The organism is Rhizobium sp. L51/94, from assembly GCF_019355555.1.
GTDB classification, from domain to species: Bacteria; Pseudomonadota; Alphaproteobacteria; order Rhizobiales; family Rhizobiaceae; genus Rhizobium; species Rhizobium rhododendri.
Map to the genome: position 1 here is coordinate 861,771 of NZ_CP072142.1, position 13,050 is coordinate 874,820.

Here is a 13,050-nt window from a genome sequence, read left to right on the forward strand (position 1 = left end):
CCGTCAAGGCGAGTAGTTCGTGCTCAGCCTTTGCCGATGCGAAGCGGGTTGATTATCTCTATGCCGTAAAAGTCTTTCTCATTGTCGGTCACGACGATGCATCCGTTCGCCTGGGCGGTGGCCGCTATGATGGTATCAAGGCCACCGCGTGATCGCCCGATTGCTTTTCCCTCGGCCATCAATCGCGCCCATATGAGAGCTGCCGTTTCGTCAAAGGGTAGGATACGATTGGCGAAGAGACGCTGCGGCCCCTCATCACCAACAAACCAGCTCTCGAGAGAAGTACGCTTCTTGCCGGCGGGCTTCTCCAAGATGCCTTTGTGGATTTCAGCCACAGTAAGGGAAGCGATAAAAAGACTATCGTCGGTCTGATCGGCCATCCATGTCATCAAAGCGACCGATGGCTCCGGCTTTGTGATGTTGCTCAGGATATTGGTATCGAGAAGGTAGCGCATTAAAGATCGATCTCACGACCTTCTTCACGTTGACGAGAGATTTCAAGGTTAGCGCCGACAAGTGGAGAGCGGCGAAGCGCTGCGAGAATTCCGCCTTTTTTTGGCGGTTCACCATTGATGGTATCATTTAAAGCCGCACGTAGTTTGACGGACTCCGGGCCATTTTCTGCGAGGCGGCGCGCTAACATTCTGATGAGGTCACGATCGGCGTCGCGGCCCATGACTTCGAAACGAGCGAGCCCACGGTCACTCAAGCGGGATCTGTAGTTTTGAATTGCGCGGGTCTGGGAACTAGACATTTTGACCTCCTAGCTATTCCCGGTAATATAGCTGGAAAGACCTCAGCGCACAAGACCAGTACTGGACTTGGCTAAGATTTGAAAGCCGGCGAATCTCCCGGTCGATGGTTCGATTCCTTTCAAGGCGTACACACGCGACCTACAGGGCCGCGCCTAACGTATTAGTTTATGTGATAACGAACATTATCATATATGAGAGGGTCGGCAATGCGCCGCTAACCGCGCTATAGATTCCGGGGCAAAAATCGGTATTCTGCGGCTGCGCAAAACTCGGTCGCGAAATTGAAATTTTAATCGGGAGTTCTGCGACAAGGAACACAAGGTAGGTTCACCCGTCTAGCTCCAGCCCCCCAGTTCATCGAGACCGTCATGCACAAGTTGAGCGTCTCAGACATTCGTCCGTTCATTCCCGCGAAGGATTTCGCTTTGTCCAAACGGTTCTATGCAGCGTTGGGGTGGGAAACCCGCGATGTTGGGCCGAAACTGGCGCTGGTGACACTTGGTGACAAACAGCATTTCTACATTCAGGATTACTACCTGAAAGATGTCGCAGAGAACACCATGCTCCACATCACGATCGATGACGCCCTTGCTTGGCATACGCACGTTACGGCAGTGCTAAACGGCGAAAGCTTCGCGGAAGCACGGGTGCAACCAGCATCAAGGCAAGCCTACGGTGCGGCCGTGGTCTTCGTTCACGACCCGGCCGGGGTCTTGCTGCATTTGTGCCAGTGGGACGGCTGACCTAGTCGCCGCCACGCGCTGCAAACGTTAGCTATAAAATTCGGGAGTTCTGCGACAAAACGAGATTGGTTCATGCGTCTATTCAATATCATTATCGCGACCCTAGGGATTTCCTTTCTTCCAGCAGCGGCCAACGCTCAATCGTCTCGGCAACAGTTCACCCTGCCAACCTCCAGCGGTGGGGTTCTGGTCGAGAGCTTCGGAGACTGCGCGAACGCAACCTGCCCGGCTGTTCTGATCTTGAGCGGCAGCAGGGGCTTTGGAGCGCCTGCTTACGACGACATCGGGCAGATGTTCCGGGCGGCGGGCTTGAATGCCTATCTCGTTCATGTCCTGTCGGCGGCCGACATCGACGCCATCGCCACGGCGGGTAGCGCGCGGGCGCGCATCACCTACTATGCGCAGCGGTTGCCGACTTGGACTTCCGCCGTTCAAGACGTGGCCGCCCGTCTTGAGGTACAACCGCGCCATGGCGGCAAGGTTGGTGTTCTAGGAATCTCCCTTAGCGCGCAAATCGCATCGGCGGTTTCGGTAGGGCGAGGCGATATTGATGCTCTGGTGCTGGTCGATGGCAGTTTCCCGAAGGGCTATTCGCAGCCTGTCGGCTCATTGCCGCCCCTGCATTTGATTTGGGGCAGCGCCGATCAGACTTTCCCCTTGCCGATCGGCCAGGAGCTGCAACGGATGGCGCAGCAGCTTGGTGGACCTGTCGCCCTTGATGTTTACGAGGGCGGAGCGCACGACTTTTTCTTGAGATCCGGGACCCGGAACGCTCGCGCAGCTCATCGTAGTGCAGCCAATTTTTCTGGCCTCGTATTTGTCGCGACAGCCCTGAAATCGGTTCCGTCACAGGGTAAGGTTACCGCAGGTGTATTTGCGAAGTGGAGAGCCACATGAAGACCGATTGGAACCTAATCCGGGAGATGATGGGCCGGGGTCTGAGTAGCGCTGTTACTCTGACCCCGGCCACTGGTCTCGGGCTGCGCGGCGCAGCGATTGCGGCGGGTGGCCGAATCGGCGGATGAAGGCGCGGCGCATTCGCTCTGGGTCGGTAAAGCCCACGGCGGTGGCGACCATTTCGACCGGCTCGATGCCCGCCTCTATGCGGGGTTTTGCGGCTTCGACCCGCAGGCGCTCGATCGCCTTAGCCGGGGTTTCGCCCGTCTGTGCGCGGAACAGGCGGTTGAACTGGCGTAGGCTGAGCGATGCCTGCTTCGCGAGATGTTCGACGTAAAGCGGGCGATCGAGATGCGACCGAGCATAGGCCAGCACACGCCCGATCCTTTCCGATTCTGAGTCGAGCGCGATCATCTCGGAATGTTGCGATTGGCCCCCCGAGCGCCGGTGTTCCACCACCAGCTCCCGCGCGACCGCCTTGGACAGCGCGATCCCGTGATCAGCCTGGATTAGCGCAAGCGCGAGGTCGATGCCAGCGGTGATGCCTGCCGATGTCCAGACGGGGCCGTCCTCGACATGGATGCGGTCTGCCTCGACCCGGATGCGCGGATAGTCACGCTGTAGCCGTGCTGCATGGCGCCAGTGTGTTGTGGCGCGCCGGCCATCGAGAAGGCCGGTCGCCGCCAGCAGGAACGCTCCTGTACAGACGCTCGTAATCCGGCGCGCGCGCCGGACGAGGCCGCTGATAGCATCGAGCTCGGCAAGGTCGGCCGCCCTTGCGCCGCTGCCGCCGACGACCACGAGTGTATCGAGCCGCACGGCCTCCGCGTCGACCCGCGTTGTCGAGATATCGATGCTAGCCGTTGTCGCAACCGCGTCACCGGTGCGGGAGAGAACGATCATCTCGTAGAGCTCCGTCGCCGAAGCGGCATTGGCCATCTGAAACGCCGCGAGTGGACCCGAAAGGTCAAGCAACTGAAAGCGCGGAAAGACGAAGAAGCCGATCACTAATGGCTTGGCGTGAATTGAGGGAACTATGTCATTCATGCCCCTAGCTACCCGTGATATCTGTCGAGTGTCAAGGAAAGGAATGACCCATGAACGCTCCCATCACCATCGTGATGCCCATCTATGACGGGGTCACGCAGCTCGACTTCACGGGCCCGCATCAGTTATTTTCACGGTTGCCAGGCGCCAAGGTCATAGTGGCATCTGTCGATGCCCAGGCGGTATCGGCCGATGGTCTGACCTTCTCGGCATTGGCCGACTTGGGTGGCCTAGAAGCATGTGATCTGCTGTGTGTTCCCGGTGGCAACGGTTGCACACAAGCCATCGCCAACCCACGCTACATGACCGAAATAAAGCGACTGGCGGCAACCGCGCTCTATATCACGTCGGTATGTTCGGGATCATTGATCCTGGGCGCTGCCGGGTTGCTTATGGGAAGGCGCGCGGCCTGCCACTGGGCGTTCCGCGATATGCTACCGCTATTCGGCGCTATCCCCGACCCTGGTCGCGTGGTGCGCGACGGCACGATCATCACGGGCGGCGGGGTCACCGCGGGCATCGATTTCGCGCTTGCCGTCATCGCCGAACTCGCCGGCCAGGAAATGGCAGAAGCTGTGCAACTCGGGCTCGAATACGCGCCCGAGCCCCCCTTCGGTGTGGCCCCGGGTCGGCCGGAGACGGCTTCCGCAGCCGTACGCGAGATTGTCATCGCACGGATTGCCACCACCATGCCGCCGCGCCGAGCCGTCATAGAGCAGGCGGCAAGGGATCTTTCATCCCGAGCCTGAGGCGAGTGGTACGGAACTGATTGTGCAAGCCGGATTGGGGATCGATGCTGTTAGAATACAACGTTTTCCTCTTCGATTAGCCATCCCTGGTAATATGTTAAGTCGTTGCCGCCGCCGCAACCGGACTCACGTCTAATCGGCTGGTTCATGACGTCCGTTGGTCAGCTGACATTTGAAGCCTTTTACAATACGGGCCCGGTCGACACCGGCATGGTCTTTGTCGCCGAACATCGGGATGACGATGTCTACGTCTGACGTTTCTACTTGGAATACTTCCCGATCCATCGCGCGTCGCGGTCCTTCCGCGCCAGCTTGGCGGGTTTGTCTTCCAGTCCTCAAGATGAGTCTCGTCAGGCTTGAGATTGACAAGTAAAAGGCTTCTGCGCACAATTGGTGCTCGGTAGATACAGCCTGCTGCTTGCGCCCCGTAGGGGTACGGTGAATGTATCGAGCCACTTATGGCTCCCTTTGCCCGAACGAACGGGTCAGCAACGCAAGCCCCTGACGCTTTCCGTTCGTTTATGCAAAGGATTATCTCATGCGCGATTTCCGCAATGCCAAAGCTATGGCGAAAACGCTACGTGAAGCACTTCACGCCAAATCTGTCACCTTTAGCAACAGTGAGAGCCAGGAACTCGTTGCTCGAATTCTTGGCTATCGAGACTGGAACGTATTGGCCGCAAGTATCCAAGCGACCCAGTTGTCTGCGGCTTCGGTGCACCCTAAAACGCCTTTTCCAGCCGGAGCGGATATTCCCATCGTTCCTATGCGGGACATGGTCCTGTTTCCGCACATGATCTCGCGGATTTTCGTCGCGCGCGACAAAACTCGGCAAGCCGTGGAGCACGCCCTTAACGGTCATCGGCGCGTCGTCGTTGTCGCCCAGAGGCGTGATGCCGACGATCGTCCCAGCACTCTTGATGCTCTCTATCCGGTGGGCGTCATTGCAAAGGTGGTCGATCGCCAGACACAGGTGGACGGGGCTCTCAAGGTCACCGTCTGCGGGCTTCAGCGAATAGGCATCGTCCGCCTTACCGATGGCGAGTTCCTGGCAGCGGAGGTTGCGCCGATTGAAGAGGAGGGCGGCCAGTCGAAGGAGGCCGCCGCTCTCTCGAATGCGGTTCTTAATGCCTATCAGACCTACGCCGATGTCGATTTTTCCGCGCTTCCGCCGGGATCAAAAGCCCGTTTTGGCCTGCCTTCGATCGGCGATCCGGGCCTGTTAGCCGATACAGTCGCACCGCTGCTATCGACCGGTATCGAGCAGAAGTAGCAACGCCTGGAAACCAGAAACGTTGTGACCCATCTCGGAAGACTCATAGAGTTGATGAGCGCTGGCCGCCACAAAGCGGTCGGATAAATACTAAATTTCGGACGCGGCATAATCAGCTATAGAAATCGAGCAACTGTCGGTAATTTTGCGAAATGGAGAGAACATGGCCGTATTGCGGATAGTCGCCAATCTTGCTGCTGCTGACCCACAGATTGCGCGCTCGTTTTATGAGCGACTTTTGGGCCTCGATATTGTCATGGATCACGGCTGGATCCTTACGTTTGCTAGTAAAGGAGACGAACGACCGCAGGTCAGTGTCGCAAGTGAGGGGGGATCGGGAACCTCAGTTCCCGATTTGTCAATTGAGGTCAACAATGTCGATGAAATCTACGAACGCGCTCAATGCGAGGGCTTTGAGATCGTCTATCAACTGTCGAACGAGCCTTGGGGCGTTCGACGCTTCTACGTCCGCGATCCCTTGGGCAAGGTAATAAACATCCTGTCGCACAATGCCTGATACTCGCGGATCTGGCCCGGCTCTCCGAGGTATAGGGTGATCAAGCGGACCAGCTCTCTATGCATCGCCAGGTCGTCGATGGCACCACGCCGGGCGGCATTATGGATCACCCCATCAATCGCGTCCGAAATCACGCGGGCGGCGACATGATCCGCCGGACTGGGCTGGCGCTTCCGGTACGTGGCGATGGCCTGCGCGTAGTAGGCAAGATATTCAATCTCGAATTCGCTGTGCGGGTTTCGATACTCTTCGGAGCTGGGCGCTTCGTCTAGCAGCACGCTGTGCAGACCCGGATAGGCGCTGTGTGCCGCGACCACGGCCCGAACCAGTTGCGCCGCAAACTCTGCCGGCGATACCGCGTCCGGGCGGACTCGTCGCATGACCGCCATGCTGTCATCCAGATGGCGGTGGCGGATTGCATCTACCAGGGAGAGCTTGTCGGGAAAATACTGATAGAGGGACCCGATGCTGACGCCAGCCAGCTCCGCTACCCTGTTTGTCGTGAACCCGGCCCAGCCTTCATCACTCAGAATGCGAGCGCCGGCCTGAACGATCGTTTCGACTGTTGCGCGGGAACGAGCCTGTCGTGGCTGCTTGCGCATTACGGATTGCCGCTTTGCAATGCGAGTAGACAAAAACTACCCCCCGTAGACAATGTGAAAGACTTGCTCACATTTCTAAACCTCGAAAGGATCCACGGCAATGAGCACCTTGCTCCAAACACTCTATGGCTATCACGCCTGGGCCAATGTCGATTTGTTCAACAAGCTGGAAAGCATTGACCCTGAGAAGAATGGGGCGGAGCTGCGAACCGCTCTCGGGCTGATCAGCCATTATTATGTGGTTTCACGGATATTCGCCGGCCATCTGCAAGGCGTTCCGCATGGCTTCACGTCGGACAATCTCGAAGAGATGGCGTTGGATGAATTGCGGGCCGCCGTCATGTCCTCTGACCAATGGTATCTCAACTACCTTGACACGGTCTCTCCCATTACGCTCTCCGAGGCAGTGGCCTTCAGCTTCACCGATGGCGACAAGGGCTATATGACGCGCGAGGAAATGCTGGCCCATGTTGCCTTGCATGGAGGCTATCACCGGGGCGAGGTTGGCCGCGTTCTCTGGCAACTTGCCATAACCCCACCCTGGGACACCTTCGCTGTCTATGTTCACCAGGCCGAACCAGCGCGACGGCGACAGAGCAACGGCGCGCTCGTTTCCGCCTAGATCAAAACGACTGTTCACCAGACGAAAACCATCGCAGAACTCGGTCGTGAACTTTGACTTTTGCGACAGAAAACCTCCTTTGATTTCATCGGCAACCGATCTGTCGCCAATATTAGAAATCTCCTGCAGCCAACGATCGGTTCCAGCCGCATAGGGTTTCGGATAGCAAATAGCTACTGGGATTAGGAGTTTGTTGCAAATCCGACGGCTAATACGTGGGCGTAGGTTCATCTCCATTCGAGGTGAGCAAGGTGCACTCCGACCACGATGTAACGGGCAGAGAAGCCTCTGTTTATCCCTCTCAAGTCCTTTCCGTTTCACGATGACGCTAGGAACGACTTTGGACCAAGGATCTGGCGCTGAGTCTTGCTCGGTGCACGCCAGCGGGATCGTAGCGCGCAAAACTATGGACGTGTGTGCCGAGCCAGAAATCAGACAGGCCGTTTGACCATAAGGGTCGATAATGCATGCGAGATAGACTCCTTCGACACGGGCTTGTTGACGACCGGCACGCCGGAAAACCTAGTCGGTACGGGGGCCTCATCACTATACCCTGTGGCAAACATGAACGGGATTGATCTGCGGGTAAGCTCGTCTGCAATAGGCGCGGAGGTTTCTTCGCCAAGATTAAAGTCGAGGATGGCCAGATCGGGTGAGTTGGCAGCGATTATCGCGATGGCCAGGGATACCCGAAGTGCGCTCGTAACTTCGTTACATGAAAGTTCCCGCAGCATTTCCTCGACATCCATCGCTATCAGAAACTGATCCTCGACGAGAAGAATCTTCAACCCGGTCAGGAGCGCTGGGACTGATCCAGGGATCGCCTCTACCGAAGGTGCAGGGACCACCGCGCGGAGATGGACAGCCGGAACAGTGAACTGCGCTTGTAGTCCCAAGGGATGGAAGTCGAGGTCGGCAGTGCCTCCAAGGTCAGAGGATATCGTTCTGTCGATCAAGCTCGACCCGAACCCTTTGCGCGTCGGTTTGAAAACTGGCGGTCCCCCGTCTTCCTTCCAATGGATTTTGCAGTCCCCCCTATCGTCAAGAAGCCATTCAACCGCCAGGGTCCCTCCTGGTTGGGACAGGCACCCGTACTTGGCGGCGTTGGTCATCATTTCATGCAGGAGGAGCGCGAAGACCCCGAAGGCCCGTTCAGACAATCCAACGGCGGGCCCGTTGATTGTAAAGCGCTCAGGCAGTTGCTGAAAGCGATGCATGCTGGCTTCCGCGTCAATCAGGGCCCGAAGCTCGCCGCCGTCGCGTCCGCCATAGGACTGGTCGTGGGCGAAGGAAAGCGCGCGTAGCCTGCCCTTGAACGATGTCGCAAATTCCTCGATGCTTTTCGAATGGATGCCTGTCTGTGCTGCGATCGATTTGACGAGTGCGAGAACATTCTTGACCCGATGGTTCAGTTCGGCGTTCAGCAACTCGCGCTGGGCTTCCGTTCTCGCCCGCTGCTCCTCGCTGGCATCACGGTGGAAGAGAATGAGGTCCCGGAAATAGCTGCGCACGCCTGCTGCTACGGTGAGGTTAGCCTCGGTCCATGGCAATGATCGCCCCCTCACGTTTTCCTTCCAGGTCTGAAAGCTTGCGCGAGGCGTCAGGTCGCCGGGGAGCGCGCCGCCTGTCTCTGATTTCCTGGGATTACCGGCCCACTCGATCTCATGTGCTCGTTCGCTACGGAAATAGATGAGGTAGGTCATTGGCCGCAACAATAAGGGAATGAGCAAAGCACCGGCCACGGTGCGGCCGATGACATCGGTCTCGTCGAGGTGGGAGCCGAGACAATGCTTTTCCCAGATGTCATAGGGACTGGCAGTGCTCTGGGCGGCGGACAGGAGCGCCGAAGTGTCGTCGCTCCCAAGGACCGAGCCACGATACGTCCACGCCCCGTCAACCCATACACCGACGCCGTCACTTGGAATGAGAGAAGCGAATTCCCTAATGCGCTGCTGCATCAGGATCTCGACGGCGTCGTTTGCGTCGATGCCGTTGATAATGGCGGCCATCCGGCGGCGGGCGTATTCTGCGGCGCGCTTGATCGATCGTGCTTCGGAGGCGGCAACCTGAAGTGAGAAAAACTGGGCGAACAACTCGGTCGCGACACGCAACGGGACGGAGAGAACCTTCGGAGTGCTGTGATGGCACGCGATCAAGCCCCACAGCGCTCCGTTGACAACGACCGAAACCGACATGGATGACGCCACGCCGATGTTCCTCAGGTATTGGCAGTGGATGGGAGAGACACTGCGAAGATGCGCAAAAGACAGGTCAACAGGAAGTTGCCCTCGTCCAGAGCTGGCATCAGCGGAACGGGTGTGTAGTCTGGATCGCCAATGATCCTGACCCAGTTTTCGAGATATAGCTGTCTCGCCTGGGCGGGTATGTCAGAAACGGGGAAGTGGTGACCGAGGAGGCTCTCGATAGACACTGATTTGGCTTCGGCGACAACCTTGCCATCGCCGTCTGCGAGGAACTGATAGATCATTACACGGTCGTAGCCCAGCGTTGCCCGTAGAAGCCTCGCGACGGATGAAACGAGATCGCCGAGCTCGTTCACTTTGTCGAGCCTCCGTACAAGCGCCTGCGTCAGACTAAGAGCGACTTCAGTGTCGGCGCCAGACGCGGGCTTCTCGAACTCCAGGATGAGGCGCTCGCCAAATCGGTGTATCGTGATGAACGCAAACGTGTCGCCGGTCCCGACAGGGATGTTGACCATCACGCCATCTGCCTGGGTGCCGCCAGCTCGAGCGGCGACGTTGACGATATGGTGGGCCAGCTCTGGACCAAGAACAAAAGGGAGGGCGCGACCGACCGCTTCGCCAGGCGGCAATTCGATGAAATCCGCCGTATTGGCGGAAGCGTACATGACAACGTGGCTTGCCGGATCGACAACGAGCAGTGCGCCGTGCGGCTGTATCGATCCCGGTATATGGATCGGCTCGCGGTCGCAGTTGGTCAAATCCACGTTCTGGGCAACGCTGTTCATGTTTGAATACGCGCTCACTGGCTAAAGAATTTGACAGCTGGTTTCCTGCGCGATTTCTGTCCAAACCGGTACAAGCCGCAGTGTCCGTTTTCCTGGAGAGAGCGAGAAACACCAATAGCCGAGATCATATGCAAAAAGTTGAATATTTGAAAATTAGCAACGTAAGATTGACGCGGCGTTAGCTCGTCACCATCAGACGCTCGTACTCACGCTCGGGCACCCCGTAGCAGCCACCTGCGATCTCAAGCATTCTTTCCCGATCGAGAATACGCAGATGCCCTCGTGTGGCTTTTATTAAGCGCTCACCCTCCAGGATTTGAATTGCCTCTGTTACGCCGGTGCGCCGTACCCCAAGCATCATCGCGAGAAATTCGTGTGTCAGCTCGAGATTATCGCCATCGGTGCGGCCGTGGCACATCAGAAGCCACCGAGCGAGACGCTCTCTGACGGAGTAGCGGCCGTTTGCCAAAGCCGACTGGGCGATTTGAATTTCGCAGTACTGAACATAGCGCAGGAGGAACCAGTGAAGGCTCGGCACATCCTCCAATGATCGAAGAAATTGACTTGCGTCCATTTGAAGCGCTGTTCCGCCCGCCAGCATGAGCGCGCCATTTGGCGTCTGAAATGAACCCAGAATGACGTGCGCCGCCGTCATGCCCTCCCAGCCAATATGCCCGACCTCGATGCCCTCATGTTCAAGATCTGCGGTCGTTACAATGGAAGCGATACCACTTTCCAAAAAGTGGACATGTGTGGTCTCCGTGTTTGGCCGCACGATGCTATCTCGCAGAGAGAGACCGACCGTCTTCAGATGTGGCCGAATGCGGTCGAAGCCTTTAGCGGGCATCATCTTCAGAAGACGGTTTGTCACCGCATATTGGGCGAAATCGGACATGGAGGACCTTCCGCAGGGAAGAGCCTGCCCTCAGCCTCTAATTGCGTCAGAGCGACAGCGCTAATCGCAATAGGGGTGCCACCATATGCATCTTCTCAACGCCAATAGCGATCTGATTTCGCAAATCGCTGGTTTTCATCTACTCAATCAATTTTCAGGAATACGCCATTATCAGAGGTGCCTAAATTCCATTTGAGAGCAATCCCAAAACCTCCGCAGCCATTGAGACCGTAAGCTTTGATTCCAAGAAACCCAAGGCTATGCGATGCACGGCTTCGGTGGGGGCGGCGCAGAAGTCGGAAAGCTCGGGCATCCAAAAGCCATCCGCGCCACGCGACATGGCAGTGAAGACAACGAAATTTCCGGCTGCCCCACTATTCAAACGGGTTTTTTACTCGACTCGCTCCATCTCGAATACAGAAAAGACCTCATGGATTTGATCCGAGCGATTATCAAAGCGGCAAAAGTTCTGTAAATTGACCTTACGCGCCGATTCCATCATTCCGTTAGCAAAACGTCTCATAGCGTGAGTGGACGAAGGTTCAGATCGCAACCACCGCAATGTCCTTATTCTGAGGCGGCGCACTCGGGCGCAAAGTTGAGAAAAAACTCGGGATCGTTCCGACAAAAACAAGGTGGATTCATGCGTCTGTTGAATATCATCATCGCGGCCTTAGCAGTTTTCTTTCTTCCAGGGGTGGCCAACGCTCAATCGGCTCGGCAAAAGTTCACCGTACCAACCGTCGGCGGCGGGGTTCTGGTCGAGAGCTTCGGAGACTGCGCGAACGCAACCTGCCCGGCTGTTTTGATCTTGAGCGGCAGCAAGGGCTTTGGCGCACCTGCTTACGACGACTTCGGGCAGACGTTCCGTGCGGCGGGCTTGAACGCTTACCTCGTTCATGTCCTGTCGCCGGACGACATCGCCGCCATTGCAATGGCAGGCAGCGCGCAGGCGCGCATAGCCTACTATGCGCAGCGGTTGCCTTCCTGGACTTCCGCCGTTCAAGGCGTGGCCACCCGTCTCAAGGGGCAACCTCGCCATGGCGGGAAGGTGGGTGTTCTCGGGATCTCCCTAGGCGCGCAGATCGCTTCGGCAGTTTCGGTTGGGCGAGGCGACATCGAAGCTCTGGTGCTGGTCGATGGCGGTTTCCCGAACGACTATTCGCAGCCTGTTCGCTCGTTGCCACCCCTGCATTTGATTTGGGGCAGCGCCGATCAGACTTTTCCCTTATCGATCGGCCGGGAGCTGCAACGGAAAGCGCAGCGGCTTGGCGGACCTGTTGCCCTTGATGTTTACGAGGGCGGAGCGCACGACTTTTTCTTGAAATCGGGAACCCGAAACGCTAGCGCGGCTTACCGGAGCGCAGCCAATTTTCTAGCATCGGATTTGTTGCGATAGTCCTGAAATCGGTTTCGTCGCAGGAGTGATAGTTGCTAAGGTTACCGCAGGTGTATTTGCGAATTGGAGAGCCACACGAAGACCGATTGGAACCTGATCCGGGAAATGATGGGCGCGGCGATTGATGCTTGTGAACGGATCGAGTCGACCGGCTACATTGAGAACGACCGAGACGCGCCCATAGATGTTGGAGGGCAGCAAGTCAGTGTTCATGACTTCCTTGTCAGTGCTTGGACGCTACCGGAGAACCTCCGCTATCAGATCATCCACGAGCGCCACGAGGAAGCAATGGAACTCGCCTACGTTCCAGAAACGGCCCGCGTTCTGATTGCGACGGCACAGGCTAGCGCTGAACTCATCGGCGCTGGCGAAACGTCGCCTGCCGAAGATAATATCCAGAAAATGATTCAATGGTTCGGCACCCATGCAGCGCCCGGTATTGAGCAAGCTATTGCCGATCGTCGCGGCGCTGTCGCATGAATCATTCTAATTTTGCAGCGGCCGGATGCCGATCTCGAGATCATTATCAAGAAGGTGCTCGAGCTCGAGCTTGCCGACAATT

16 protein-coding genes are annotated in these 13,050 nt (G+C 57.2%); 9 read left to right on the forward strand and 7 right to left on the reverse strand.

Annotated elements, in window-relative coordinates:
• Positions 1 to 23: 23 nt before the first annotated feature.
• On the reverse strand, positions 24 to 455 hold the full coding sequence (locus J5274_RS21915; protein WP_142831622.1) for a type II toxin-antitoxin system VapC family toxin: 432 nt from the start codon (positions 453 to 455) through the stop codon (positions 24 to 26).
• Complete coding sequence (locus J5274_RS21920) at positions 455 to 754, reverse strand: hypothetical protein (RefSeq protein ID WP_142831621.1); 300 nt, start codon at positions 752 to 754, stop codon at positions 455 to 457. The genes J5274_RS21915 and J5274_RS21920 overlap by 1 nt, the downstream gene beginning before the upstream one ends.
• Before the next feature lie 369 nt (positions 755 to 1,123).
• Here J5274_RS21920 and J5274_RS21925 point away from each other — a divergent pair, with 369 nt between their 5' ends.
• Together J5274_RS21925 and J5274_RS21930 are read left to right on the forward strand one after the other, a co-directional pair.
• Positions 1,124 to 1,498 (forward strand): hypothetical protein, encoded by a 375-nt coding sequence (locus tag J5274_RS21925; RefSeq protein ID WP_219275043.1) that lies wholly within the window; start codon positions 1,124 to 1,126, stop codon positions 1,496 to 1,498.
• Between the two features lie 72 nt (positions 1,499 to 1,570).
• Complete coding sequence (locus J5274_RS21930; RefSeq protein WP_219275044.1) at positions 1,571 to 2,395, forward strand: dienelactone hydrolase family protein; 825 nt, start codon at positions 1,571 to 1,573, stop codon at positions 2,393 to 2,395.
• Between the two features lie 54 nt (positions 2,396 to 2,449).
• Here J5274_RS21930 and J5274_RS21935 read toward each other — a convergent pair whose 3' ends face one another.
• Positions 2,450 to 3,442 (reverse strand): GlxA family transcriptional regulator, encoded by a 993-nt coding sequence (locus J5274_RS21935; RefSeq protein ID WP_219275045.1) that lies wholly within the window; start codon positions 3,440 to 3,442, stop codon positions 2,450 to 2,452.
• Positions 3,443 to 3,492: 50 nt separating this feature from the next.
• On the opposite strand from J5274_RS21935, the gene J5274_RS21940 reads away from it, so the two are divergent.
• The 3 genes from J5274_RS21940 to J5274_RS21950 all read left to right on the forward strand — a co-directional run bounded on the left by J5274_RS21940 (position 3,493) and on the right by J5274_RS21950 (position 5,981).
• Entirely contained in the window at positions 3,493 to 4,191 is a 699-nt protein-coding gene (locus J5274_RS21940; protein WP_219275046.1) for a DJ-1/PfpI family protein, read from the forward strand.
• A gap of 538 nt (positions 4,192 to 4,729) precedes the next feature.
• A complete protein-coding gene (locus tag J5274_RS21945) occupies positions 4,730 to 5,464 on the forward strand; it encodes an LON peptidase substrate-binding domain-containing protein (RefSeq protein ID WP_257625685.1) in 735 nt (244 codons plus the stop codon).
• Positions 5,465 to 5,627: 163 nt separating this feature from the next.
• Positions 5,628 to 5,981, forward strand: a complete 354-nt coding sequence (locus tag J5274_RS21950; RefSeq protein WP_219275047.1) for a VOC family protein — start codon at positions 5,628 to 5,630, stop codon at positions 5,979 to 5,981.
• Here J5274_RS21950 and J5274_RS21955 read toward each other — a convergent pair.
• Positions 5,927 to 6,583 (reverse strand): TetR/AcrR family transcriptional regulator, encoded by a 657-nt coding sequence (locus tag J5274_RS21955; protein WP_219275049.1) that lies wholly within the window; start codon positions 6,581 to 6,583, stop codon positions 5,927 to 5,929. The genes J5274_RS21950 and J5274_RS21955 overlap by 55 nt on opposite strands.
• A 100-nt stretch (positions 6,584 to 6,683) precedes the next feature.
• Here J5274_RS21955 and J5274_RS21960 point away from each other — a divergent pair, with 100 nt between their 5' ends.
• Positions 6,684 to 7,205: a DinB family protein gene (locus J5274_RS21960; RefSeq protein WP_219275051.1), complete on the forward strand. Its 522-nt coding sequence runs from the start codon at positions 6,684 to 6,686 to the stop codon at positions 7,203 to 7,205.
• Between the two features lie 431 nt (positions 7,206 to 7,636).
• Here J5274_RS21960 and J5274_RS21965 read toward each other — a convergent pair whose 3' ends face one another.
• From J5274_RS21965 to J5274_RS21975, 3 genes are all read right to left on the reverse strand, one after another.
• The gene (locus tag J5274_RS21965) at positions 7,637 to 9,412 is read right to left on the reverse strand and encodes an HWE histidine kinase domain-containing protein (RefSeq protein WP_257625686.1); all 1,776 of its coding nucleotides are present in this window, start codon (positions 9,410 to 9,412) and stop codon (positions 7,637 to 7,639) included.
• A gap of 11 nt (positions 9,413 to 9,423) precedes the next feature.
• The gene (locus J5274_RS21970; protein WP_219275053.1) at positions 9,424 to 10,194 is read right to left on the reverse strand and encodes a hypothetical protein; all 771 of its coding nucleotides are present in this window, start codon (positions 10,192 to 10,194) and stop codon (positions 9,424 to 9,426) included.
• Between the two features lie 178 nt (positions 10,195 to 10,372).
• Positions 10,373 to 11,089 (reverse strand): Crp/Fnr family transcriptional regulator, encoded by a 717-nt coding sequence (locus J5274_RS21975; protein WP_219275055.1) that lies wholly within the window; start codon positions 11,087 to 11,089, stop codon positions 10,373 to 10,375.
• A 265-nt stretch (positions 11,090 to 11,354) separates the two neighbouring features.
• Between J5274_RS21975 and J5274_RS21980 the strand changes: the two genes are divergently transcribed.
• The 3 genes from J5274_RS21980 to J5274_RS21990 all read left to right on the forward strand — a co-directional run bounded on the left by J5274_RS21980 (position 11,355) and on the right by J5274_RS21990 (position 12,968).
• Positions 11,355 to 11,564, forward strand: a complete 210-nt coding sequence (locus J5274_RS21980) for a hypothetical protein (RefSeq protein ID WP_219275056.1) — start codon at positions 11,355 to 11,357, stop codon at positions 11,562 to 11,564.
• Between the two features lie 168 nt (positions 11,565 to 11,732).
• Positions 11,733 to 12,488: a dienelactone hydrolase family protein gene (locus J5274_RS21985; RefSeq protein ID WP_219275058.1), complete on the forward strand. Its 756-nt coding sequence runs from the start codon at positions 11,733 to 11,735 to the stop codon at positions 12,486 to 12,488.
• Between the two features lie 63 nt (positions 12,489 to 12,551).
• Complete coding sequence (locus tag J5274_RS21990) at positions 12,552 to 12,968, forward strand: hypothetical protein (RefSeq protein WP_257625687.1); 417 nt, start codon at positions 12,552 to 12,554, stop codon at positions 12,966 to 12,968.
• Positions 12,969 to 13,050 lie beyond the last annotated feature (82 nt).